The organism is Streptomyces sp. CNP082 (assembly GCF_059570535.1).
The window spans coordinates 43,784-66,885 of the sequence record NZ_JCANSZ010000007.1; the positions used below are offsets into that span (position 1 = coordinate 43,784).

General features: G+C 73.2%; 21 protein-coding genes and 1 pseudogene. 10 read left to right on the forward strand and 12 right to left on the reverse strand.

Going from position 1 to position 23,102, the window contains the following annotated elements:
* Positions 1-6: 6 nt before the first annotated feature.
* From B124_RS08545 to B124_RS08570, 6 genes are all read right to left on the reverse strand, one after another.
* The gene (locus tag B124_RS08545) at positions 7-762 is read right to left on the reverse strand and encodes a sirohydrochlorin chelatase (protein ID WP_496502088.1); all 756 of its coding nucleotides are present in this window, start codon (positions 760-762) and stop codon (positions 7-9) included.
* 55 nt (positions 763-817) lie between these two features.
* Positions 818-1,522 carry a phosphoadenylyl-sulfate reductase gene (locus tag B124_RS08550; RefSeq protein WP_496502089.1) on the reverse strand — a complete coding sequence of 235 codons (705 nt, stop codon included), beginning with the start codon at positions 1,520-1,522 and terminating at the stop codon, positions 818-820.
* Entirely contained in the window at positions 1,519-1,701 is a 183-nt protein-coding gene (locus B124_RS08555; RefSeq protein ID WP_125937737.1) for a hypothetical protein, read from the reverse strand. Before B124_RS08555 ends, B124_RS08550 begins: the two co-directional genes overlap by 4 nt.
* Positions 1,698-3,392, reverse strand: a complete 1,695-nt coding sequence (locus B124_RS08560) for a nitrite/sulfite reductase (protein WP_496502090.1) — start codon at positions 3,390-3,392, stop codon at positions 1,698-1,700. Before B124_RS08560 ends, B124_RS08555 begins: the two co-directional genes overlap by 4 nt.
* 168 nt (positions 3,393-3,560) lie before the next feature.
* Complete coding sequence (locus B124_RS08565) at positions 3,561-3,644, reverse strand: putative leader peptide (RefSeq protein WP_367648462.1); 84 nt, start codon at positions 3,642-3,644, stop codon at positions 3,561-3,563.
* Positions 3,645-3,738: 94 nt separating this feature from the next.
* Complete coding sequence (locus B124_RS08570; RefSeq protein ID WP_496502091.1) at positions 3,739-4,299, reverse strand: GNAT family N-acetyltransferase; 561 nt, start codon at positions 4,297-4,299, stop codon at positions 3,739-3,741.
* A gap of 327 nt (positions 4,300-4,626) precedes the next feature.
* Here B124_RS08570 and B124_RS08575 point away from each other — a divergent pair, with 327 nt between their 5' ends.
* Positions 4,627-5,508, forward strand: coding sequence for an ABC transporter permease (locus tag B124_RS08575; protein ID WP_496502092.1), 882 nt, complete (start codon positions 4,627-4,629; stop codon positions 5,506-5,508).
* Positions 5,509-5,666: 158 nt separating this feature from the next.
* Here the strand turns inward: B124_RS08575 and B124_RS08580 are convergent, their stop codons facing one another.
* Positions 5,667-6,887 (reverse strand): RNA-guided endonuclease InsQ/TnpB family protein, encoded by a 1,221-nt coding sequence (locus B124_RS08580; protein WP_496502093.1) that lies wholly within the window; start codon positions 6,885-6,887, stop codon positions 5,667-5,669.
* A gap of 179 nt (positions 6,888-7,066) precedes the next feature.
* Between B124_RS08580 and B124_RS08585 the strand changes: the two genes are divergently transcribed.
* The 3 genes from B124_RS08585 to B124_RS08595 all read left to right on the forward strand — a co-directional run bounded on the left by B124_RS08585 (position 7,067) and on the right by B124_RS08595 (position 9,439).
* On the forward strand, positions 7,067-8,086 hold the full coding sequence (locus B124_RS08585; RefSeq protein WP_496502094.1) for an ABC transporter substrate-binding protein: 1,020 nt from the start codon (positions 7,067-7,069) through the stop codon (positions 8,084-8,086).
* Positions 8,087-8,089: 3 nt separating this feature from the next.
* Complete coding sequence (locus B124_RS08590) at positions 8,090-8,899, forward strand: ABC transporter ATP-binding protein (protein WP_496502095.1); 810 nt, start codon at positions 8,090-8,092, stop codon at positions 8,897-8,899.
* Positions 8,900-9,052: 153 nt separating this feature from the next.
* Positions 9,053-9,439: a YunG family protein gene (locus tag B124_RS08595; RefSeq protein WP_496502096.1), complete on the forward strand. Its 387-nt coding sequence runs from the start codon at positions 9,053-9,055 to the stop codon at positions 9,437-9,439.
* 66 nt (positions 9,440-9,505) lie between these two features.
* On the opposite strand, the gene B124_RS08600 is transcribed toward B124_RS08595, so the two are convergent.
* Positions 9,506-10,753 (reverse strand): serine hydrolase domain-containing protein, encoded by a 1,248-nt coding sequence (locus B124_RS08600; RefSeq protein ID WP_496502097.1) that lies wholly within the window; start codon positions 10,751-10,753, stop codon positions 9,506-9,508.
* A gap of 212 nt (positions 10,754-10,965) precedes the next feature.
* On the opposite strand from B124_RS08600, the gene B124_RS08605 reads away from it, so the two are divergent.
* Both B124_RS08605 and B124_RS08610 read left to right on the forward strand, forming a co-directional pair.
* Positions 10,966-11,565, forward strand: coding sequence for an ArsR/SmtB family transcription factor (locus tag B124_RS08605; protein WP_496502098.1), 600 nt, complete (start codon positions 10,966-10,968; stop codon positions 11,563-11,565).
* A 188-nt stretch (positions 11,566-11,753) separates the two neighbouring features.
* A pseudogene (locus B124_RS08610) lies at positions 11,754-11,999 on the forward strand (response regulator transcription factor); the annotation flags it as partial.
* Between the two features lie 37 nt (positions 12,000-12,036).
* On the opposite strand, the gene B124_RS08615 reads toward B124_RS08610, so the two are convergent.
* From B124_RS08615 to B124_RS08625, 3 genes are all read right to left on the reverse strand, one after another.
* On the reverse strand, positions 12,037-13,065 hold the full coding sequence (locus tag B124_RS08615) for an NHL repeat-containing protein (protein ID WP_496502099.1): 1,029 nt from the start codon (positions 13,063-13,065) through the stop codon (positions 12,037-12,039).
* Between the two features lie 54 nt (positions 13,066-13,119).
* Positions 13,120-14,445 (reverse strand): helix-turn-helix domain-containing protein, encoded by a 1,326-nt coding sequence (locus B124_RS08620; protein WP_496502100.1) that lies wholly within the window; start codon positions 14,443-14,445, stop codon positions 13,120-13,122.
* Positions 14,446-14,782: 337 nt separating this feature from the next.
* Positions 14,783-16,441 carry an acyl-CoA dehydrogenase family protein gene (locus B124_RS08625; protein ID WP_496502101.1) on the reverse strand — a complete coding sequence of 553 codons (1,659 nt, stop codon included), beginning with the start codon at positions 16,439-16,441 and terminating at the stop codon, positions 14,783-14,785.
* 18 nt (positions 16,442-16,459) lie between these two features.
* Between B124_RS08625 and B124_RS08630 the strand changes: the two genes are divergently transcribed.
* Positions 16,460-17,686: a YihY/virulence factor BrkB family protein gene (locus B124_RS08630; RefSeq protein WP_496502102.1), complete on the forward strand. Its 1,227-nt coding sequence runs from the start codon at positions 16,460-16,462 to the stop codon at positions 17,684-17,686.
* A 142-nt stretch (positions 17,687-17,828) separates the two neighbouring features.
* Here B124_RS08630 and polX read toward each other — a convergent pair whose 3' ends face one another.
* On the reverse strand, positions 17,829-19,571 hold the full coding sequence (polX, locus tag B124_RS08635) for a DNA polymerase/3'-5' exonuclease PolX (RefSeq protein ID WP_496502103.1): 1,743 nt from the start codon (positions 19,569-19,571) through the stop codon (positions 17,829-17,831).
* A gap of 280 nt (positions 19,572-19,851) precedes the next feature.
* Here polX and rsgA point away from each other — a divergent pair, with 280 nt between their 5' ends.
* The 3 genes from rsgA (at position 19,852) to B124_RS08650 (ending at position 23,016) form a co-directional block, all read left to right on the forward strand.
* Positions 19,852-20,970 carry a ribosome small subunit-dependent GTPase A gene (gene rsgA, locus B124_RS08640; RefSeq protein WP_496502104.1) on the forward strand — a complete coding sequence of 373 codons (1,119 nt, stop codon included), beginning with the start codon at positions 19,852-19,854 and terminating at the stop codon, positions 20,968-20,970.
* A 176-nt stretch (positions 20,971-21,146) separates the two neighbouring features.
* Positions 21,147-21,716, forward strand: a complete 570-nt coding sequence (locus B124_RS08645) for a TetR/AcrR family transcriptional regulator (protein ID WP_496502105.1) — start codon at positions 21,147-21,149, stop codon at positions 21,714-21,716.
* Between the two features lie 94 nt (positions 21,717-21,810).
* Positions 21,811-23,016, forward strand: coding sequence for a GDSL-type esterase/lipase family protein (locus B124_RS08650; protein ID WP_496502106.1), 1,206 nt, complete (start codon positions 21,811-21,813; stop codon positions 23,014-23,016).
* Positions 23,017-23,102 lie beyond the last annotated feature (86 nt).

The following is a 23,102-nucleotide window of genomic DNA, read 5'->3' on the forward strand; positions in this document are numbered from 1 at the left end:
AGGCGATCAGGCGATGAGGCCGAGCCGCTCGCCGGCGCACGCCTCGTCGTACCGCCGCGCCAGCAGGTGCGCCAGCTCCGGCGCCGCGCCCAGCACCGGCGCGAGCACGTCCGCCCGCGCCTCCGCGGCGCCCCGCACGATGCGGTCGGGCAGGAAGCCCGGGGCGATGACGTACGGCGCCACCGCCACCCGCTCGGCGCCGTCCGCGCGCAGTGCGCGGACGGCGTCGGCGGTACGGGGTGGCGCCGCGGAGGCGAACGCGGGCCGCACGGCGCACCATCCTGCGGTGCGCCGCCACTCCCGCGCGGTTTCTGCGACGCTCGCGATCGCCTCCGGGTCACTGGAGCCCGCCGCGGCCAGCACGACGCCCGTACGGGCCCGCTCGGCGGGCAGCCGCAGCCCGGCCTCCGCCATCCGGCGGTCCAGCGCCGCGGTCAGCAGGGCGTCCGGGCCCAGCACGCCGCCCTGCGTCACGCGCAGCCGCGGCAGCGCGGCCCGTACCTCGTCCAGGGCGGCGGGGATGTCGGACTTGGCGTGGAAGGCGCGGGCCAGCAGCAGCGGCAGGGCGACCACGTCCCGTACGCCCTCGTCGTACAGCCGCCGCAGCGCCCGCGGCACGCGCGGGGCGCAGTGGTCCAGATAGCAGGTCGCCACCCGCGCGCGCGGTCGCGCCGCCGCCACCCCCGCCGCGAGTGCGGCGACGGTGGCGGCGTGCCGCGGGTCGCGGCTGCCGTGGGCGACGATCAGCAGTACGGGATGCATGGCTCGTAACGGTAGAACGGTCCGATCGGAAAACGGTGGGGTCGCGCCGGAGGGCTCAGACGTTGATGCCGCACTCGGTCTTGGCGAAGCCCGCCCAGCGGCCCGCGCGGGCGTCCTCGCCGGGCGCGACCCGGCGGGTGCACGGCGCGCAGCCGATGGAGGGGTAGCCGTCGGCCAGCAGCGGGTTGGTCAGCACGCCGTGCTCGGCGACGTAGTTCTGCACGTCCGCCTCGGTCCAGCGGGCGATCGGCGAGACCTTCACCTTGCGCCGCTTGGCGTCCCAGCCGACGACCGGGGTGTCCGCGCGCGTCGGCGACTCGTCGCGGCGCAGGCCCGTGGCCCAGGAGTCGTACGCGGCCAGGCCGTCCGCCAGCGGCTGCATCTTGCGCAGCGCGCAGCACAGGTCGGGGTTGCGCTCGTACAGCCGCGGGCCGTACTCGGCGTCCTGCTCCTCGACCGTCTGCCGGGGGGTGAGCGAGACGACGTTGACGTCCATCACCGCGGCCACCGCGTCACGGGTGCCGATGGTCTCGGGGAAGTGGTAGCCGGTGTCGAGGAACAGGACGTCCACGCCCGGCTGGACGCGGGCCGCCAGGTGCGCGACGACCATGTCCTGCATGGACGAGGTGACACAGAAGCGCTTGCCGAAGGTGTCCGTCGCCCAGCGCAGGATCTCCAGCGCCGGGGCGTCCTCCAGTTCGCGGCCGGCCCGCTCGGCAAGCGCCGCGGTATCCGTATCCGCGTCTTCGATGACGGTCATCGGTTGTGGTTCCCTCCATCGCTGTCGGGACGCAGGCCGTCGGCCAGCAGCCCGAGGAACGAGAGCTTGAAAGCGCGATTGCAGGACCTGCACTCCCATGTGCCGTGCCCCTCTTCGGACGGGCGCAGGTCCTCGTCGCCGCAGTACGGGCAGTAGAACGGCGCCGCCCGCCCGCTCACTTGAGGTCCTCCTCGCCGGCGCGCGCCGCCCACTGGGCGAACCGCTCGCCCTCCGTGCGCCCGGCCGCGTAGCGGGTGAGCAGGCGCTCGACGTACTCGGGGAGCTGCGCCGCCGTGACCTTCAGGCCGCGCACCTTGCGGCCGAAGCCGGGGTCGAGGCCGAGGGCGCCGCCGAGGTGGACCTGGTAGCCCTCGACCTGCTCGCCGTTCTCGTCGGTGACGAGCTGCCCCTTGAGACCGATGTCCGCCACCTGGATACGGGCGCAGGAGTTCGGGCACCCGTTGAGGTTGATGGTGATCGGCTCGTCGAAGCCGGGCAGCCGCCGCTCCAGTTCGTCCACGAGAGCCGCGCCGCGGGCCTTCGTCTCGACGATCGCCAGCTTGCAGAACTCGATGCCGGTGCAGGCCATCGTGCCGCGCCGGAACACCGACGGCGCGACCTGGAGGTCCAGCGCCGCCAGCGCCTCGCGCAGCGGGGCGACCTGGTCCTCCTCGACGTCGAGGATCAGCATCTTCTGTTCGACGGTGGTACGGAGCCGGTCGGAGCCGTGCTGCGCCGCCAGTTCGGCGATCTTCGTCAGGGTGCCGCCGTCGATGCGGCCGACGCGGGCGGCGAAGCCCAGGTAGTAGCGGCCGTCGCGCTGCCGGTGCACTCCGATGTGGTCGCGCCAGCGCTCGGCGGGCACCTGAGGCGCGGGGCCGTCGGCGAGCGTGCGCAGCAGGTACTCGTCCTGGAGCACCTGGCGGAACTTCTCCGGGCCCCAGTCGGCGAGCAGGTACTTCAGCCGGGCCCGGTTGCGCAGCCGGCGGTAGCCGTAGTCGCGGAAGATCCCGACGACGCCCTCGAAGACGTCCGGCACCTCGTCGAGCGGCACCCAGGCGCCGAGCCGTACCCCCAGCTTGGGGTTGGTCGACAGACCGCCGCCGACCCAGACGTCGAACCCCGGGCCCAGCTCCGGGTGCTCGACGCCGACGAAGGCGACGTCGTTGATCTCGTGCACGATGTCGAGCTGCGGGGAGCCGGAGACCGCGCCCTTGAACTTCCGGGGCAGGTTGGAGTACGCGGGGTTGCCCACGATGCGCCGCTGGATCTCCTCGATGGCCGGGGTGCCGTCGATGATCTCGTCCGCGGCGATGCCGGCGACCGGGGAGCCGAGGACGACGCGCGGAACGTCGCCGCACGCCTCGGTGGTGGAAAGACCCACGGACTCCAGCCGGCGCCAGATCTCCGGGACGTCCTCGATCCGGATCCAGTGCAACTGGATGTTCTGCCGGTCGGTGAGGTCCGCGGTGCCGCGGGCGAACTCCTGGGAGATCTCGCCGATCGTCCGCAACTGCGTGACCGTCAGCCGGCCGCCGTCGACGCGGACGCGGAGCATGAAGTGCTTGTCGTCCAGCTCGTGCGGCTCCAGGACCGCCGTCCTGCCGCCGTCGATGCCGGGCTTGCGCTGGGTGTACAGCCCCCACCAGCGCATCCGGCCGCGCAGGTCGGCGGGGTCGATGGAGTCGAAGCCGCGCTTGGAGTAGATCGTCTCAATACGTGTCCGCACATTGAGACCATCGTCGTCCTTCTTGACCTGCTCGTTGGAGTTGAGCGGCGTGAAGTGACCGGCGGCCCACTGGCCTTCGCCGCGGTGGCGGCCGGCCTTGCGGCGGCCGGCCGCGGTGGGGCGCGAGGAGGAGTTAGCCATGACAGAGGTGTCCTTAGGGCAAGCGCAGGAGCCGGCTTATCGGGCGTACGACCCTGGATGACCTGCGCAAACGGTTCTCCGGCAGGGTGGCTGAGCAGGGGCGCGCGCATGCGTCCGCGACGGTGGGGACGACTGGGCGGCGGCGGGAGGTCGGCGGTGCTGTGACTTTCAGCCCGCCGGACAGATGGCGCTGGACATGCGGCCGAGATCGACGTGACGCCGACTCACCAGGGCGACTCCAGCTCGGTCCATGGACAGAGCGTGGCATGCGGTGCCGTGGATCGTCCACAGCGATCCACCATGCGGACAATACGGTCTTGCTATATGGACATCGGGGTTTACGGGCCTACTCCTGCGCGCGACCAGCCGGGATGTCCTCGTTGCGTACGTCGAAGATCCGGAAGCCGCGGCGGCGGTAGTTGTCCAGGGCGTACGGGCCGTCGTCGCTGCAGGTGTGCACCCACACCCGGCGGGTGGGCGCCCGCCCGGGCCACCGCGTGGCCAGGTCCCAGGCGCGCGCCGTGCCGACGGACAGCAGATGTCCGCCGATGCGCCGGCCGCGGAACGCCGGCAGCAGGCCGAAGTAGGTGATCTCCACCACCCCGTCCTCCTGCCCCTCCAGCTCCAGATACCCGGCCGGCGTCCCGCCCTCGTACGCCACCCACGTCTCCGTCCCCGGCTGCTCGACGAAGGCGCGCCAGCGCTCCTCGTCCCACACCAGCCGGTCCGTCCACGACACGTCGGCGCCGACGGCCCCGTAGAGATAACGACTGAAACCCGGGGAAGGGATCCCGGCGCGGACGACGGTCAGCCCGCCGGACGCGACGGCCGCCGGCACGGCCGCCGGGCAGAGGTCGTCTTCGGCGGTCTGCTCCAGTGACCAGGTGGTGAGGGCGGTGCTCTCCATAGGGGAATCAGACCACGGCGCGCGGTGTCTTGCGGACCCGGGCGCGCCGCAGGAATCTGCCTCACGACCCCTTGCCTGCGGGTGGGCGCCGCCCGTAGCTTATGGCAAGCGCTTTCTGTGGCCTTGGCCACTGTCGTAGCACCGCACCAAGCACCACTTGGCATCACCTGGCACGACCCCACCGCACCACCGCGGGACGACCTCGGAGCAGGCAGCCACGGTCACCGCCCGGACGCCATCCGGGCCGGAGCCGGGAACCGTTCCCCCCGTCCCCGTGAACTGCCCCGGCGACGGCCACGTGTACAACCTCGATTGGATGCATCTCGAGTGACAACGGCACAGGACGACATCAAGGCGCCCGCCGCCGTCCCGACCGCCCCTGAGCGGACGGGGCGGCGCGGAGCGCGCTTCGGCAACCAGCTCGCCGCCTTCGGCTCCGCCGTGTGGCGGCCCCTCATCGTGCTCGCCGTGATCGGCCTCGTCTGGTGGTTCGTCACCGCGAGGGAGATGGTCGAGCGCTACCTCGTCCCCACCCCCGGGTCGGTCTTCGAGGTCATGTGGGAAGACCGCTCGATGCTGGCGGAGCACACCTACGTGACGCTGTACGAGACGGTCATCGGCTTCCTGCTGGCGGCCCTCATCGGCATCGCCTCCGCCGTGCTCATCGTCTACTCCAAGACCGCCGAGCGCTCCCTCTATCCGATCATTCTCTTCGCCCAGGTCATCCCGAAGATCGCCATCGCGCCGATCCTCATCGTGTGGTTCGGCACCGGGCTCTCCCCGAAGATCATCCTGGCGGTGCTGATCGCCTTCTTCCCCGTCGTCGTCTCCGGCGTCGCCGGGCTGCGCGACACCGACCCCGAACTGCTGGACCTCTCCGCGACGATGGGTGCCAGCCGGTGGAGCGTCTTCGTCAAGGTGCGCTTCCCCGGCGCGCTGCCGCAGCTCATGGCCGGGCTGAAGGTCGCGGTGACCCTCGCCGTGGTCGGCGCCGTCGTCGGCGAGTTCGTCGGGGCCAGCGAAGGGCTCGGCTACATCCTGCTGCTCGCCAGCGGCAACCTGAACTCCGCGCTGCTGTTCGCGGACCTGATCCTCATGTCGGCGATCGGCGTGGTGCTGTTCGTCGTCATCGAGGTCGCCGAGTCCCTGCTCATCCCGTGGCACGCCAGCCGCCGCGAGGGCTCCAGCGTGACCCTGGCGACGACCTGAGCCCACGGGGGCCCGGGCCGTAATCCGTACCACCACGCGCGCGCCAGGAAGGCAACGACTTGACTGCTCCGACTCGGCTGAAGGCGGGGGTTTCCCGTCCGGCCTTGCGGCCGTGCGCCCCCCTCGGGGTGTCCTTCGGCTTGTGTCGGATTCCAGGCTCAGGCCGCCTCCGGGGGCAGCGCCCCCGGAGGGCTTCCGCCCTCAGCACCTGCCGGGGCCAGACCAGCCCGGACCAGCATCACGTACGCCGAGTTCTTGTCCCTGGGCCGGGAGACTCCGCACGCGGTGCAGGTATACGTTCGTTCCGAGAGAGGCAGCGCGTGCTTGGTTCTCGCTCCGCAGTCTGCGCACTCCATGGTGGTGTGCGCGGGATGCACCAGGTGCACCACGCGCCCGTGCTTACGCCCCATCTCGATCAGTGCGGACTTGGTCGCGGAGATCGCGGCGTCCGCGGCCTTGCGGGCCATCGTGGTCTTGGCGAGAAACCTGGGCCGGAAGTCCTCCACCGCCACACCGTCGTGGTCCCGGACCACCTTCTTGGCCCATTTACGGCCGGTGTCCCGGCGTTGCCGGGCGACCTTCTTGTGCAGCTTCGCGGTCTGCCGCTTGGCCTGCCGGTAGCCCTTCGAGGCGGCCTGCCCCTTCGCGGGCTTCCGGCGGGCCATCATCCGCTGGTAGCGGGCGAGCCTGGCCGCCGCGGTGCGGCCGTGCTGGGCGTGGGGAAGGTCGTGCGCGACGGACGTAGTGGTGGCGGTCTCCCGCACGCCCCAGTCGACGCCGATCACGGCGCCGGTGGCGGGCAGTGCCTCGGTCACCGCGGGAACGACGAACGACGCCCACCAGTGCCCGACACCGTCCCGGTAGACACGCACGCTCGACGGCGCCTCGGGAAGCTCCCGCGACCACACCACCGTCACGGCGATACCGCCGGCAAGCAGCAGACGCCCGTCTTTGAGGCGGAATCCGCGCCGGGTGTACTCCAGCGTCGGCAGCGCCGCACGCTTCTTCTTGTACTTCGGCATCCCCGCCCGCTGCCGCACCGGCAACCCGGCCTTGACGTCCTTGAGCGCCTTCGCCCTCGACCTGCCGAAGTCCCGGATCAACTGCTGCTGCGGCACACACGCACCCTCACGCAGCCACGGCGTACGAGAGCGGGCCTCCGTCAGCATCGCGGCGAGCTGCACCGGACCACACGTCAGCCTCTTCCCTGCCGCCTTGTTGTGCAGATGAGTCGCCTTCGACTTGGCAACACATTCGTTCCACACCCAGCGCAACCGGTCCCACTCGGCTTCAAGCCCGACACGGGCCGTGGACGACAGGCGAAGCCGGTAGGTGTACCGGCAGTACCCGGCATCCTCCTGCTTCGCTTCCGCCGCCATGCACCACAACCTACCCGGGAGCACCGACAGTTGAGAGTTCCTGACCAAGCGGCCCACCTCACCACCACCGCGGTGAACGCCCCATCGCCCTGGCGGCGATCCGGCTATCCCTGCCCCGCTCCGCGGGAGCTTCGCTTCCTCCCCCGCCTCCAGGCGGGGGTATCCACGAAGGAGACTCGATGAAACGCACCGCGGCGACACTCACCCTGCTGAGCGCGCTGCTCGCCGCCGCCTGCGCCCCCGACACGTCGGACGACGACGACGGCGGCGGCGACGCGGGCGGCGACGGCAACGGCAAGAAGGTCACGCTGACCCTCAACTGGGTGCCGTACGGGGAACACGCCGCCTTCTACTACGGCGTGGAGAAGGGCTTCTACGCCGACGAGGGCATCGACCTGGAGATCAAGCCGGGCAACGGCTCCGGCGCCACCATCCAGCAGGTCGCGCAGAACAAGACCGACTTCGGCTGGGCCGACACCCCGCCGCTGATGGCCGGCATCGGCGAGGGCATGGGGGTCAAGAGCCTCGGGGTGTACCTCCAGAAGGGCCCGTCCTCCGTGCAGTTCGTGTCCGACGAGAACATCAAGGAGCCGGCCGACCTGGTGGGCAAGACCGTCGCCGGCACGCCGGGCGACGCGATGTACGCCACCTTCCCCGGCTGGCTCGAGGCCAACGACGTGGACCCCTCGGACGTGAAGGTCGTCAACGTCCAGCCCGCGGACAAGATCTCCCAGCTCGCCGCGGGCAAGGTCGACGCCATCATGGGCTTCTTCCACGACCAGGGCCCGACCATCGAGGACGTCACCGGCGAGACGGTCGACTACATCCTCTTCTCCGACTTCGGCATGAACGTCCTCGGCACCGGCATCGTCGCCTCCGACAAGCTGCTGGCCGACGACCCCGAGCTCGCCAAGGCGTTCGTCCGGGCCACCACCAAGTCCTGGCAGGAGGTCGAGGCCAACCAGGAGGAGGCCGTGCAGATCATGTCCGAGGCCGCGACCGAGCCGCCGCCGGACAACGTACTGGCCAACCAGCTCAAGGACACGCTGCCGCTGCTTCAGGGGGACGGCGGCGGAATCGGCGTCAACTCCGAGGAGTCGTGGCAGGAGACTATCGACCTGCTGTCGGACGGCGGGATGCTGAAGGAGGCCAAGCAGCCCGCCGACTACTGGGACGCGTCGTACGCCGCTAAGGGGTGAGCAGTGCCGCAGCTCGAACAGAAGAAGACCGCCGCCACCGGCGCGGCGGCGTCCGCAAGTATCGACATCCGCGATGTGACGTGCACGTTCACGACGAAGCGCAGTCGCACCACGGCGGTCGACGGGGTCTCGATGCGGATCGAGCCCGGTGAGTTCGTCTCCATCCTCGGCCCGTCGGGCTGCGGCAAGTCGACCCTGCTGAAGATGATCGCCGGCCTGGTGCTGCCGACGACGGGCCAGGTCAGCCTGCTGGGCCGGCAGGTGACCGGCCCGCAGCGCAACATCGGCTTCGCGTTCCAGCGGGCCTCGCTGCTGCAGTGGCGCGGGGCGCGCAAGAACATCCTGCTGCAGGCCGAGATGCGCGGCATGGACAAGCAGACCGCGGCGCGCCGTGCCGACGAGCTGATCGAGATGACGGGCCTCAAGGGCTTCGAGGACGCCCTGCCGCACGAGCTGTCCGGCGGCATGCAGCAGCGCGTGGCGCTGTGCCGCGCGCTGCTGCACGAGCCGCCGGTGCTGCTGCTCGACGAGCCGTTCGGCGCGCTGGACGCGCTGACGCGGGAGCATCTGAACGTCGAGCTCAACCGCATCTGGCGGGAGACGGGCACGACGATCGTGCTGGTCACCCACTCCATCTCGGAGGCCGTCTACCTCGGCACCCGGGTGGAGGTGATGAGCCCCCGCCCGGGCCGGATCGTCGAGACGATGCCGGTGGACCTGCCGCGGGCCCGGGACTACGGAAAGGTCATGTCGGCCCCGGAGTTCGAGACCCTGGCGGCCCGCATCCGCGGGCTGCTGAGCGCCTCCCACTGACTCCGCGACCCGCTGCCCCGCGGCGCCCCCCGGCGCCGCGGGGCAGCGGCAGCTTCTCCGGCCACTCTCCGCCGTTCCCCGGAGTTCCCCGCCGTTCTCCGCCGTTCCCCGCCGTTATCCGGCGTTGTCAGTGGCGGGTGTGAGGATGCCGGCATGACGCCGTTGCTTCTCACCGACATCGAGCGTGCCCTTCGCAGCAGTTGGGGCGCCGACACGTGCACACCCGAGTTCCGGGCGCACTGGACGCCCGAGAACCCCGCCCGCGACCAGTGCGGCACCACCGCGATGGTCGTCAACGACCTGCTCGGCGGTGAGCTGCTGCGCGGTGAGGTCCTGGTGGACGGGCAGCGCACGGACTACCACTGGTGGAACCGGCTGGGCATGGGCGTCGAGATAGACCTCACCCGCGAGCAGTTCGGCCCCGAGGAGACCGTCACCGAGGGCACGGTCATCGCCCGCCCGCCGCAGATCGTGCGGCTGCGAGAGGAGTACGAGCTGCTCCGCGACCGGGTGGCGGAGAAGCTCCGGCACGTGCGGTGAAGCTCCGTGTGGTGAAGCTCCGGGGTGCGGGGAGAGCCCGGCCGGGGCGGGGGGCCGCGGGCCGCGTCAGCCGAGGGCGTCGCAGAGCACGTTGTCCATCAGCCGCATGGTCGCCGTGAAGCCGCGGGTGATCTGGTCGGGGTCGCCCGTGCCGGTGGTGTGGACCACGACGGCCGTGCGGCCGTCCTCCGTGCACGAGGCGTAGGTCTCGCTGCCCGCGCCCTGGCCGGCCGGGCACCACACGTGGCTGCCGCAGGGCAGGGTCCGGCGGATCATGCCCAGGCCGTAGCGGCCCCGGGGGATGAGCTGCGCGTAGCCGGCGGTGAGGGGGACGGAGCGCAGCATGGAGCGCAGTTGGGGCGGGGGCAGGAGCCGGCCGCCGAGAAGGGCGGTGGTGAAGCGTTCCAGGTCCCCGGGCGCGGTGACGATCTCGCCTGAGGCCCCGTAGAAGGTCATGTTCCGCACGGTGGTGTCGGTCCACTCGGCGCGGTTCTCCGGGAACAGCTTGTACGTGCGGGCGTGCGGCGCCGGCAGCGCCGTGTCGTCGCCGGGCGCGTAGGTGCGGCGCAGGCCGAGGGGGCGGGTGATGCGGCGGCGCAGCTCCCGGCGCCAGCCGTGGCCGGTGACCGCCTCGACGACCATGCCGGCGACGACGAAGTTGGTGTTGGAGTACTCCCAGTCGGGCTCGGGGTCGTCCGGGTCGGCCGGGGGGAAGCGGGGCGGCTCCGCCAGCGACATGGCGACGAGTTCCGCGGGCTCGTAGTGGCGTTCCCGGTGGCGCTGGAAGGACTCCCCGCTCTGGTCGAAGTCGATGAGCTGGGTGTGGTTGGGCAGGCCGCTGGTGTTCTGGAGCAGGTGCCGAAGTGTGATCGCGTCGCCGTCGTGGCCGTTGCCGGAGATCAGGCCCGGCAGCCAGCGGGAGACGGGGTCGCCCAGGGACAGGCGCCCCTCGGCCTCCAGAGCGAGGACCAGGGTGGCGACGAACGTCTTGGTGACGCTGTTGCCGCGTACACAGCCGTCGTACGGCGCCGGCTCGGCGGTCCGGAGGCCGGCGACGCCCGAGCGGGCACGGCTGCGGCGCCGGCCGTCGCGCAGGTGGGCCACGACGCTGACGAAGCCGCCGGCGGCGCGGGCCCGTTCCACCTCGCGCCGGAGCACGCCGGTGCCGGAAGCGGGGCCCCGGGCGTCCGTGCCGGTGCCCGCGGCGGCAGTGGCCGGCCGCGCCGCGGCGCCGGACCCGGAGGCGCCTGCCAGGGCGGCCAGGCCGGCGCCGACGACGGTGCGGCGGCGGTGACGGTGCGACGGTGCGTGCATGCGGGGTTCCTCCTCGGGGTGTCGGCGGTCGCGTACGTGGCCGTGGGCCGCCGCGACGGCCGGGCGGCGGGCGGCGTCGGCCGCCTCGCGATCTCCTCCTGTGAGGGAGTCTGGTCGCCGGGCAGGTGCCGTGTCGGTAGCGTTTCTGCCCGTCCGGGGTGGAGTTTTGTGCAGTCTTGACGCCGTCCGCGGCCCCCGGGCATCCTCGGAACATGTCTTCCGAGAAGGAATCTTCCCCCAGCACCGCGGGCACCGATCCGCGCGCGCTGAGGGCGCTGGCACACCCGGTCCGGCTCGACCTGCTCTACCTGCTGGAACGGGAGGGGCCGCTGACCGCGAGCCGGGCCGCGGAACTGCTCGGGCTCACCCCGAAGGTGTGCTCGTACCACCTGGGCACGCTCGGGAAGTACGGCCTCATCGAGGAGACCCACGGCGGCAAGGGCCGCGCCCGCCCCTGGCGGGTGCGCGAACTCGACCTCACCTACACCCGCGAGCCGGACGAGGAGCCCGCGACGACGCGGGCGGCGGACGCGTTCGCCGCCGCCATGCTGGCCAGGGACGCCCGGGTGGTCGAGGAGTTCATTCGCCGGCGCCACCGGCTGCCGCAGCACTGGCGCAACGTCTCCGCCCTGTCCAGCACCCCGCTCCGGCTCACCCCCGGCGAACTGCGCGAGCTGCGCGCCGACCTGCTCGCCGTGCTCCACCGCTACGCCGAGCGCAGCCGCGGACCGGGCCCCGGCGCCCATCCCGTGCACACGGCCGTCTACGCCGTGCCCACCGAACTCGGCGCGCTCACCGCCCGGGACGACTGACGATGCCGCGCCCCGCCGACCAGCCGCGCACCGCGGCGGCGCGCGGCGGCGCGATGCGGGTGCTGATCGCCGAAGACCCCGAGATGCTCCGGCAGGCCCTCGCCGAGCTGCTGGCGGAGCACGGCGCCGCGCCGCCCGGCCGGCCCGCGCCGCCGCCGGACCGGCGCGACCGCGACCGCCCCCTGGACCGGATGACGCCGCGCGAGCGGGAGGTGCTGGCGCTGATGGCCCAGGGCCGGTCCAACACCGGCATCGCCGAGGCGCTCGTCCTCAGCTCCAGCGCCGTCGCCAAGCACATCAACGGCATCTTCACGAAGCTCGGCATCCCGCCCGCGGGCCGCGACAACCGCCGTGTGCTCGCCGTCCTCGCCTACCTGCGCACCGGCGCCCCGGGCCCGGCCGACGGGCGCGGGCCGGGCCGCGGTCCCGGGTGACGGCGCCGACGGCCGGCGCCGCGCGGGCCGGGAGGCGTCACCCGCGGCGGCGCCACTTGCGCAGGCTGACCATTTCCCGCGGCGGGTCGAGCTTGCTGCCCGCCTCGACGTACGAGACCTCCGCCGCGTACACGTCGCCCGCCGAGTTGACCGCGATGCTGTGCAGCCAGTTGAAGCTGCCCGGGGACTCGCCGGGGAGGTCCGCGCCGAAGCGGGTCACCTCGTGGCCCGCGGCGTCGAAGACGCGGATCTTGTGGCCGATGCCGGGGACGCCGCGCTGGACCGGGGGCGGGCCCTGTTCGGCGACGTAGAGGCGGGTGTCGGGGCCCGTGCCTGTGGCGCACACGGCCACCGCCTTGTGGGCGTGCCAGGTGGTGCGGAACTCGCCGGTGCGGGAGAAGACCTGGACGCGGTGGTTCTCGCGGTCGCAGACGACGACGGTGCCGTCGCCGTCGGCGGCGTCCGTGAGGGTCAGCGCGTGCGGGAGGCTGAAGCTGCCCGGGTCGGTGCCGGGGGTGCCCCAGGAGGCGAGGTGGCGGCCGGTGGCGTCGTAGTGGTGGACGCGGGAGTTGCCGTAGCCGTCGGTGATGAAGACGTCGCCGGTGCGCGGGCATATCGCCACGTCCGTGGGGCGGTTGAAGGGCTCGCCGCTCTGGAAGCCGCTGGGCTCGCCCGTGCCGAGGGTCAGCAGGGTGGTGCCGGTGCGGTCGGCCTTGGTGATGGTGTTGCCGACGTCGTCGACGAGCCAGAGGTGGTCCTCGTGGTCGACGGTGACCGCGTGCGGGCGGGTGAAGCGGCAGCCGCGCCAGCGCGGCTGGGTGTTGCCGTACGGGTCCTCGTACAGCTCGGTGCCGAGGTGCGGGGTGTCGTTGCCCCACATGTCGACAACGTTGCCATCCGGGTCGAAGACGAGCACCGGCATGTTGCCGCGGTTGAAGACGTAGACGCGGTCGGCCGAGTCGACGGCCACGGAGGTGGCTTCCCTGAGCCAGATCCCGTGCGGGATCCTCGCCCAGAGGGGGACGGGTTCGTAGACGGTGTCACTGGTCGCGGGCCCGACGGGCATCGCTTCCTCCCCTGCAGACGCGTGGGCCGGTGATCCTAACCCGCGCCGGTGAACTCAGCGGCGGGCGGCCAGGACCGCCGGGGCCGTGGACCGGGGGAGCAGGTCGGCGGGGCGGGCCGGGAGCAGGAGCTGGACGTCGATCTCGTCGGAGAAACGATACGGCCTGTGCGCCAGCAGCCCGCTGAACTTCCGGCGCAGCCGGGACAGCTCCGCCCGTACCGTCACCGTGCGCCCGGGGTCGCCGAAGAGCGCGTCGGCCAGCGCCGTGGAACTGAACCCGTCGCGGTGCACCGCCAGCAGGTACAGCAGCTCCGCGTGGCGCGGGCTCACCTGCTGCGACCACCGCCCCGCGCCGCCCTGCACCGCCAGGCTCGGCGACGCCGGCCGGGTCAGGTCCACGACCACCCGCGTCGGGGCCGTCGCGGACTCCTCCGGTTCGACCTGTACCAGCCACCCGCCGCCCGGCAGCGGCTCCAGCGCACACCGCCCCAGCCCCGGCAGCACGCACGGGCCGGCCGCCGGCGGCTTCGGCAGCGCCACCCGCTCCGGCGGCACCATCCCGGTGGCCCCCGCCGCCCAGCCGTGCTCGTCCACGGCCAGCGCCCGGCCCCCGATACCGGCCAGGACCGGCGCCGCGACCGCCCGCAGCCGCCCCAGCGCCGTCCAGTGCCGGTCGCGCAACTCGCCCTCCGCGACCCGGCCGACGGCGGTGACGAACGCCAGCGAGATCGTCGGCATCGTGCGCGCCGGGCCGGTCACGTTGACCACGCCCAGCAGCCGCCCGTCGCGCGGGTCGGTCAGCGGCGCGGCGGCGCAGCTCCACGTACGGCACGTGCGCAGGAAGTGCTCGTCGCCGTAGACGCCCACCGGGCGGCCCGTCGCCAGGGCGGTGCCGATGCCGTTGGTGCCCGCGGAGTCCTCGCTCCAGCTCGCGCCCTCCGCCAGCCCGATCCGGCTCACCGCCTTGAGCATCGCGCGCTCCCCGTCGCGCCAGAGCACCACGCCGTCGGCGTCGGTGACCACGACGACGTGCTCGGGCACGGTCTCCCCGCCCGGGATCAGCCCGTCGCGCAGCACCTCGCGCAGGACGCCGACACCCGCCGTACGCCGCCGCCACTCCAGCTCCACGCCGCCCACCCGCCGCGGCCGGCCGCCCTCGCGGTCCAGGCCGCGCTCCGCCGCGCGGCGCCAGGAATCGCCGATCACCTCGCGCGGGCCGTCGGCGGCCGGCGCCAGCTCCGGCAGGGGGACGGCGTACGCCTCGGCGGCGCGTCCGCCCGGGCCGGTCAGCGCGCGGCCCCAGCCGGCCCGCGGGCCGCGTGCCCGGCCCGGTTGCCGGTGCCCCAGCCCGCCGTCGCCCGCATTCGCGCTTTCCGGCACAACACTCCCCGCTGGCCTGTCCGTTCAGCCGGTCCTGGTCAATGGTGCCCGCGCCAGTGCCCCCGCGCCCACCTCTTGGACGAAACCGATTACACCGCAGTGGCGACCTGCAACGGTGTGCAACCTTTGCGCACACGCGTGCGGGAGGAGTTGAGTGGCCGGGGGGTGTTGAGCGGAGGGGTGCCGAGTCGGCGCGGCACCGCTTCCCGGCGCCCTGTCACAGCGGGAGGTCACCTCGCCACCCTGCGGGAGGGCCTTCCGCTGTCGCATCCGCGCACTCCCAGGCCGCGCCCCCTCAGCCGGGCACCTTCAGGCCGCGCACCTTCAGCCGGGCACCTCAGCCGGCGGGCACCGGCCGGGCCCGGTCCACCACCGCGCGCAGGTCCAGCCCGTGCGGCAGCGTCCCCAGCGCCGCGCCCCACTCGCCGCCCAGCCGCGAGGCGCAGAAGGCGTCCGCGACCGCCGCCGGCGCGTGCCGTACGAGCAGCGCCCCCTGCAGCACCAGCGCCAGCCGCTCCGCCAGACGGCGCGCCCGCGTCTCGACGCCCTCCAGGTCCGCCAGCCCGGTCAGCAGGTCCTTGACCGCCCGGTCCAGCCGGTGGTCCGCGCCCCGCGCCCGGCCGATCTCGGTGAGCACCGCGTCCACCGCCCGCGGCTCCCGCCGCAGTGCGCGCAGCAGGTCGAGCGCCTGTACGTTGCCCGAGCCCTCCCAGATCGAGTTCAGCGGCGCCTCGCGCAGCAGCCGTGGCATCCCCGACTCCTCCACGTACCCGTTGCCGCCCAGACACTCCAGCGCCTCCGCCGCCACCGGCGTGCACCGCTTGGTCACCCAGTACTTCGCCGCCGGCACCGCAAGGCGCAGGAACGCCCGCTCGTCGTCCGTGCCCGCGTCGTACGCGGCGGCCAGCCGCAGCGCCAGCGCCGTCGCGGCCTCCGACTCCAGCGCCAGGTCCGCCAGCACGTTGCGCATCAGCGGCTTGTCGGCGAGCGCCCCGCCGAACGCCGCGCGGTACGTGCAGTGGTGCACCGCCTGCGCCACCGCCTGCCGCATCACGGCAGCCGCGGCCGTCGCGCAGTCGACCCGGGTGGCGGCGACCATCTCGATGATCGCCGGGATGCCCCGGCCCTCCTCGCCGACCCGCCAGGCGAGCGTCGTACCGTCGAACTCGACCTCCGCGGAGGCGTTCGAGCGGTTGCCCAGCTTGTCCTTGAGCCGCTGGAGCAGAATGGTGTTGCGGCTGCCGTCCGGCAGCATGCGCGGCAGCAGGAAGCAGGTCAGCCCGCCGGCGCCGGAGCCGCCCGACGGCACCTGCGCGAGCACCAGGAAGGCGTCCGACATCGGCGCCGAGCAGAACCACTTGTGACCCGTCAGGGCGTACGCGCCGTCCCCGGCCGGCTCCGCCCGCGTGGTGTTGGCCCGTACGTCCGAGCCGCCCTGCTTCTCCGTCATCCCCATCCCGGTGATCGCGCCCGCCTTCGCGGCGGCGGGCGTCAGCCCCGGTTCGTACACCCGCGAGGTCAGCAGCGGCTCCCACACCGCGGCCAGCTCCGGCTGCGCGCGCAGCGCCGGCACCGCGGCGTGCGTCATCGACAGCGGGCACCCGTGCCCCGCCTCGGCCTGCGTCCACACCAGGAACCCGGCCGCCCGCCGCACATGCCCGTCCGGGCGGTTCCAGGCGTCGGTCAGCCCGGCGGCCACGCCGCGCTCCATCAGCCGGTGCCAGGAGGGGTGGAAGGCGACCTCGTCGAGGCGGTGGCCGTAGCGGTCGTGGGTGTGCAGCACGGGCGGCGAGGCGTTCGCCTCGACGCCCCACCGCTGCACCTCGGCGGAGCCCGCCGCCCGCCCGAGCGCGGTCAGCTCCGCGCGCGCCTCGCCGTGCCGCTCGGGCGCGACGTACCGCTCGACCGCCTCGGTGAGGGCCGCGTCCGCCGTGTAGACGTCGTAGCCGACCAGGGGTGGTGCCTGATTCGTCACCGTGTGAGTACCTGCTGTCATGACAGCTACGGTAGGCAGGTGGGAGCAGAACGGGAAACGGGTGCGGAACAGGGCGGACGGGGCGGACCCCGCAGCCGGCTGCGCCAGGCCCGCGCCCTGTACCAGAACCTGCCCAAGCGCCGGGTCGCCTGGCTCCTGCTGAAGGACACGGTCAACACCTGCATGCAGCACCGCGTGATCGGCCTCGCCGCCGAGGCCGCGTTCTTCAGCCTGCTGTCGCTGCCGCCGCTGCTCCTCGGCCTCCTCGGTCTGCTGGGCTACTTCGACCAGTGGCTCATCGACGTCGAGACCATCCGGCACAACATCATCGACGCCTCCGACGCGGTCCTGACGGACAAGGGCGTCGACGAGATAGTCCGCCCGCTGCTCGACGACGTCACCCGCGGCGGGCGCCCGGACCTCATCTCGTTCGGCTTCGCGCTGGCGCTGTGGTCGGGCTCGCGCGCCGTGAACGTCTTCATCGACACCATCACCATCATGTACGGGCTCGAAGGCCACCGCGGCATCGTCAGGACCCGGCTGCTGGCGTTCGGGCTGTACCTCGTCGCGCTGGTCCTCGGCGTGGTCGCGCTGCCGCTGATGGTGGCGGGGCCGGACGCGGTGGTGCAGTTGCTCCCGTGGAGCGAGACGGCCGTACGGGTGCTGTACTGGCCGGTCGTCGTGGTGCTGTCCGTCGCCTTTCTGACGACGCTCTACCACGCGGCCGTCCCCGTGCGCTCGCCGTGGCGCGAGGATCTGCCGGGGGCGCTGGTGGCGCTCGGCATGTGGCTGCTGGGCAGCGTGCTGCTGCGGCTCTACCTGCTCAACGCCGTGGAGGGCCCGACGATCTACGGGTCGCTGGCCGCGCCCGTCGCGGTGCTGCTGTGGTTCGGCGTCTCGGCGTTCGCGGTGCTGGTCGGCGCGGCGGTGAACGCCGCCTTCGACCGCGTCTGGCCGTCGGTCGCCACCGCCACCGGCCGGGCCGAGACCGCCCGCGCCCGGCAGGAGGCGGCGGCCAGGCTGGTCGCCGAGGCCTCGGCGGAGCGGCAGGCCCGCCTCCGCGGCCTCGACGGGGACGCCTCGGCGGCGGAGCGGGAGGAGGCGGAGGCGGAGCCGGCGCGGGCGGAGGAAGAGGAGGAGGCGGCGGAGGAGGCCCGGCGCTCCCGGGCCAGGGACCGGCCGGCCGCCCCCGCGGAGCGGGACGAGCAGGAGGGGCGGGAGGTCCCGGCCGGCCGGGAGGAGGGGGAGCGGCACGAGGTCCCGTGAGTACGGGGCCATCCCTCGCACGCCCGGGGGCGGCCCGCCTGGGTCCGTACGGGGGTCGCCGCGAACGCGTGCCGCCCGCCCCGACCCCCGCCGGACCCGCCCACCTGCCCCGCCCACCTGGCCGCACCGCCCGGCCGCCGCCTCAGGCGGCCCGCCCGCGCAGGAAGCGGCGCAGCCGCGCCAGCGGCCACGTGTTGATCACGTCCTCCGGCGTCAGCCACCCCCGCTGCGCGATGCCCACCCCGTAGCGCATGTTCGCCAGGTCCGTCACCGCGTGCGCGTCGCTGTCCACGGCGAACTTCACGCCGTGGCTCCGCGCCCGCAGGATCAGCTCGTCCGGCAGGTCGAGCCGGTCGGGGTGCGCGTTGACCTCCAGCGCCGTGCCCGTACGGGCGCAGGCCGCGAAGACCGCGTCCCAGTCCGCGTCCACCGCCGGCCGCTTGCCGGCCTTGCGCGCGGTGGGATGGCCGATGATGTGCACGTGCGGGTTCTCCACCGCCGCGAGGAAGCGGCGGGTCATCTCGTCCCTGGGCTGGGTGAAGTGGGAGTGGACCGAGGCCACGCACACGTCGAACGTCTCCAGGAACTCGCCGGGCCAGTCGACCGAGCCGTCCGGCGCGATGTTCAGCTCCGTGCCGTGCAGCAGCCGCAGCCCGCCGGTGCGCCGCCGGCTGCGCGCGTCCAGCCGTGCCACGGTCTCGCGCTGGGCGAGCATCTTCTCCCTCGTCATGCGCTGCATGCGCAGCTCGGGGGCGTGGTCGGTGATCGCGTAGTAGGCGTAGCCGCGCTCGCGGGCGGCGTCGACCATCGCCTCCAGCGTGTCGACGCCGTCGGTGAGGTCGGTGTGGGTGTGCAGGTCGCCGCGCAGGCCGTGCTCCGTCACCAGCTCCGGCAGCGCGCCGCGGGCGGCGGCCTCGATCTCGCCGCGGTCCTCGCGCAGCGGCGGCGGGATCCAGGGCAGGCCCAGGCGGGCGTAGACGTCCTCTTCGGTCTCGACCCGGACGGGCCGGCCGCTGCGGGCGTGGACGAGCCCGTACTCCGACAGCTTCAGCTTCTTGCGCACGGCGATCTCGCGGAGGCGGATGTTGTGCTGCTTGGAGCCGGTGAAGTACTGAAGTGCCGCGCCCCACGCGCCCGGCGGCACCACCCGCAGGTCGACCTGGACGCCGCCGGTGGTGCGGATGCTCGTCTTCGTCTCGCCGGTGCCGATGACCTCGCCGGTCAGCGGGAGCCCGGTGAACGCCGCCATCAGCGGCGCGGAGTCGTCCGCGGCGGCGAGGACGTCGAGGTCGCCGACGGTGCCGCGGCGCCGGCGCAGCGAGCCCGCGTACGCGCAGCGCTCGCAGCCCGCCACCGCGGACAGCCGCGCGACGATGTCGTCGGCCAGCTCCTGCGCGGTGTCGACGGGGATCCGGCCGGTGGCCGAACGCAGCAGGTCGATGCCGTGGAGGAGCTTCTCCTCGCTCTTCGGCCCGAAGCCCTTCAGACCGCGCAGCCGGTGCTCGCCGATGGCCGCGGCCAGCTCGTCCACGGAGGCCACGCCCAGCTCCTCGTACAGGACCAGCGCGCGCTTGGGGCCCAGGGCGGGGATCGCGATCAGCTCCCGGACCCCGGCCGGGATCCGCGCGCGGGCCTCGTCGATCGCCGCCACCCGGCCCGTACGCAGGTACTCGCCGACCTTGCCGGCGATCGAGGCGCCCACGCCGGGGATCGCCTTGAGCGCCTTGGCGTCCAGCCCGGCCACGTCGGCGGAGTGGCCGGCGACCGCGCGGGCGGCGCGCTCGTAGGCGCGCGTCTTGAAGGCGTCGCCTCCGGTGATGGACAGCAGGTCGGCGTACTCCTGGAGGAGCGCGGCGACCTCCTCGTTGGACGCCACGTCGGTCACCTCGGTCCACGTCGCGGAGGGTGCGGGGGTACGGGCGCGGCGCCGGCGCCCGGCGACGTTCCCGTGCCGACCAGCATGCCGCCGATCGCTGCCGGCCGCCCTGCGAGCGCAGCGGGCGCCCCGGGAAAACCCCTGGCGTGACACGTGCGCGGTTGCATACGCTTTCAGCGCACCACGTGACCGGTATCGACCAGGGAGGTGAGGGCCATGACCGAAGCCGTCAGGGGCGCAGTCCCCGCAGGACAGCCGCACGCCCGCTCCTTTCTGAAGGGTCGCTCCGTTGACACACCTCCCCGTACCCCGCCGCCTGATCGCCTACGGCTGGGATGAGACCGCCGCCGACGCCTTCGCGCCGTACGAGTCCGAGGGGCTGATCCCCGCCCGTATCGCGCGGGTGGACCGAGGCTCCTGCATCGCCCTCACCGACGCGGGACCCGTCCGCGCCAGCACCGCCCGCCTGGCCGCCGCCGACCGGGTCGCCGGCCGCACCGCCGACCTCACCCGGCTGCCCTGCACCGGCGACTGGGCCGCGCTCGAACCAGGCGAACGGTTCGCCGTACGGGCCCTGCTGCCGCGCCGCACGGCCTTTCTGCGCTCGGCGTCGTCCAAACGCTCCGAGGGCCAGGTCCTCGCCGCCAACGTCGACCACGCCGTCATCGCCGTCTCGCTGGCGGTGACGCGCGCCGCCGACACCGAACCGGCACGCCTGGAGCGGCTGCTGTCCCTCGCCTGGTCCAGCGGCGCGCAGCCTCTGGTCGCGCTCACCAAGGCCGACTTGGTCGACGACCCGGTCGTCCTCGGCCACCTCGTCGCCGACACCGAGGAGGTCGCGCCGGGCACCCCCGTCCTCGCGGTCAGCGCCGCCACCGGCGCCGGCGTCAGCCAGTTGGCTGCCGCGCTGTCCACCGGCACCTCCGTGCTGCTCGGCGCCTCCGGCGCCGGGAAGTCCACGCTGGCCAACGCCCTGCTCGGCGCGGACGCCCAGCGGGTCCACGAGGTCCGCGACGCGGACGGCAAGGGCCGGCACACCACCGTCTCCCGCGACCTGCTGCCCCTGCCCGGCGGCGGCGTCCTCATCGACACCCCGGGCCTGCGCGGCGTCGGCCTGTGGGAGGCCGACGACGGGCTGGGCCGGGTCTTCGCCGAGATCGAGGAGCTGGCCGCGCGCTGCCGCTTCCACGACTGCACGCACACCGCGGAGCCGGGCTGCGCGGTCGTCGAGGCACTGGAGCACGGCGGGCTGCACCCGCGCCGCCTGGACAGCTACCGCAGGCTCCAGCGGGAGAACGCCCGTATCGCGGCGCGCACGGACCTGCGGGTGCAGGCGGACCGGCGGCGGGAGTGGAAGCGCCGGGACGCGGCGGAGCGCGAGGCGCGGGCGCGTAAGGGGAAGGGCTGAGGCGGGGCGCCGCCAGCGGGAGCCGCGTCCACGAGGGCTGCCGCGTGACCCGCGGTCGGGGAGACCGAATCAGCTGACCTTCAAGATCGGGCTCATTGTCTCGTCAGTTTGCGTCTGCCTATAGTCTTTAGGTAAATAGATACCAGCTATAGGTAGACCGAGGGTGGGTGATGGTTGTGGCGCGGGCAGGGCTGAGCGCCGAGCGGCTGACGCACGCCGGTGCGGAACTTGCCGACGAGGCCGGTTTCGGCCAGGTGACTCTGTCGGCGCTCGCCCGGCGTTTCGACGTGAAGGTCGCGAGCCTGTACTCGCACCTGAAAAACTCCCACGAGCTCAAGACCCGGATCGCGTTGCTCGCGCTGGAAGAACTGGCCGACCGGGTCGCCGACGCCGTGGCCGGGCGTGCGGGCAAGGTCGCGCTGAGGGCCTTCGCCAACGCCTACCGGGACTACGCCCGAGCGCATCCCGGCCGGTACGAAGCAGCCCGGTACCGGCTCGATCCGCAGACGGCCGCGGCCAGCGCCGGTATCCGGCACGCGCAGATGACCCGGGCGATCCTGCGCGGGTACGACCTGGCGGAGCCGGACCAGACACACGCGGTCCGCATGCTGGGCAGCGTCTTCCACGGTTACGTGAGCCTGGAAGCGGCCGGTGGCTTCAGCCACACGGACGTCGACCCGGAGGACTCGTGGGCCTGGACCCTGGACTCCCTCGACGCCGCACTGCGGGCCCGGTCCACCTCCTGACCAGCGGCGCGCCGCTCTTCCCGCGATTCGCGCGCACCGACGCGATCCGCCACCCCTTCCCAGCACCAGTTCCCAGCACCGAAGGCTTGCGGCAATGAGCACAGAACAGAAACTGATCACCACCCCCCTCACCGCCGACTTCCTGCGCGGACACCTTGACGTGGAAGAGACCGCGCACGGTCTCCTGCCGCACCGGCTGCCCGCCTGGGCGCGCCGCCAGCTCCCCGACGACCGGCTGGCCGTGGCCGAGGCCCAGCCCTCCGGTGTCCGGCTGGCCTTCCGTACCCGCGCCACCGGCATCCAACTGGACACGCTGCCCACCAAGCGTGTGTACCTGGGCTTCCCGCCCCCGCCGGACGGCGTGTACGACCTGCTGGCCGACGGCCGGCTCACCGCACAGGCCACCGTGAACGGCGGAAACCTGCGCACGATCACCGACATGCAGACCCAGACCGCGGAATTCGCCGAGGGACCGCCGGGCACCGCCCACTTCACAGGGCTCCCCGCGGGTGAGAAGGACATCGAGATCTGGCTTCCGCACACGGAGATCACCGAGGTGATCGCCCTGCGCACCGACGCCCCCGTCGAGCCGGCCCCGGCCAGCGGACGCCGGGTGTGGATGCACCACGGCAGTTCCATCAGCCACGGCTCGAACGCCGTCTTCCCGAGCACCATCTGGCCTGCCCTGGCCGCGTCCGCGGGCGGCGTGGAACTGATCAATCTCGGATTCGGCGGCAGCGCGCTGGTGGACCCGTTCACCGCGCGTGCGATGCGCGACACCCCCGCCGACCTGATCAGCGTCAAGCTCGGCATCAACGTCGTCAACAGCGATGCCATGCGCCTGCGCGCCTTCGCCCCGGCCGTCCACGGCTTCCTCGACACCATCCGCGAGGGCCACCCGACGACACCCCTGTTCCTCGTGTCGCCGATTCTGTGCCCGACCCACGAGAACACCCCAGGCCCTCTCATGCCGGACCTCGAAAGCGGAACCCTCCGGTTCAAGGCCACCGGCGATCCGGCCGAGACCGCCGCCGGACGGCTGACCCTCACGGTCATCCGCGACGTACTTGCCGACATCGTCAAGGGGCGGGCCGCCGAGGACCCGAACCTTCACTACCTCGACGGACTCGACCTCTACGGCGAGGGCGACCACGCCGAGTTCCCGCTGCCGGACGGGCTCCACCCCAGCCCTGAAGGACACCGCCGCATCGGCGAGAACTTCGCGAAGCTCGTGTTCGCGAATCCGGGGCCGCCCGCGGCAGCCGCTCCACGCGGCGAAACCGCTCCTCGAAGGGTCTGACCGCCTCGCCCACCCGGCGGCCGGCCTTCGCCGGGCGGGCGGCTCGATGCGGTCGCTGCGGCAGCGGGCCGCCGCCGACGACGGGC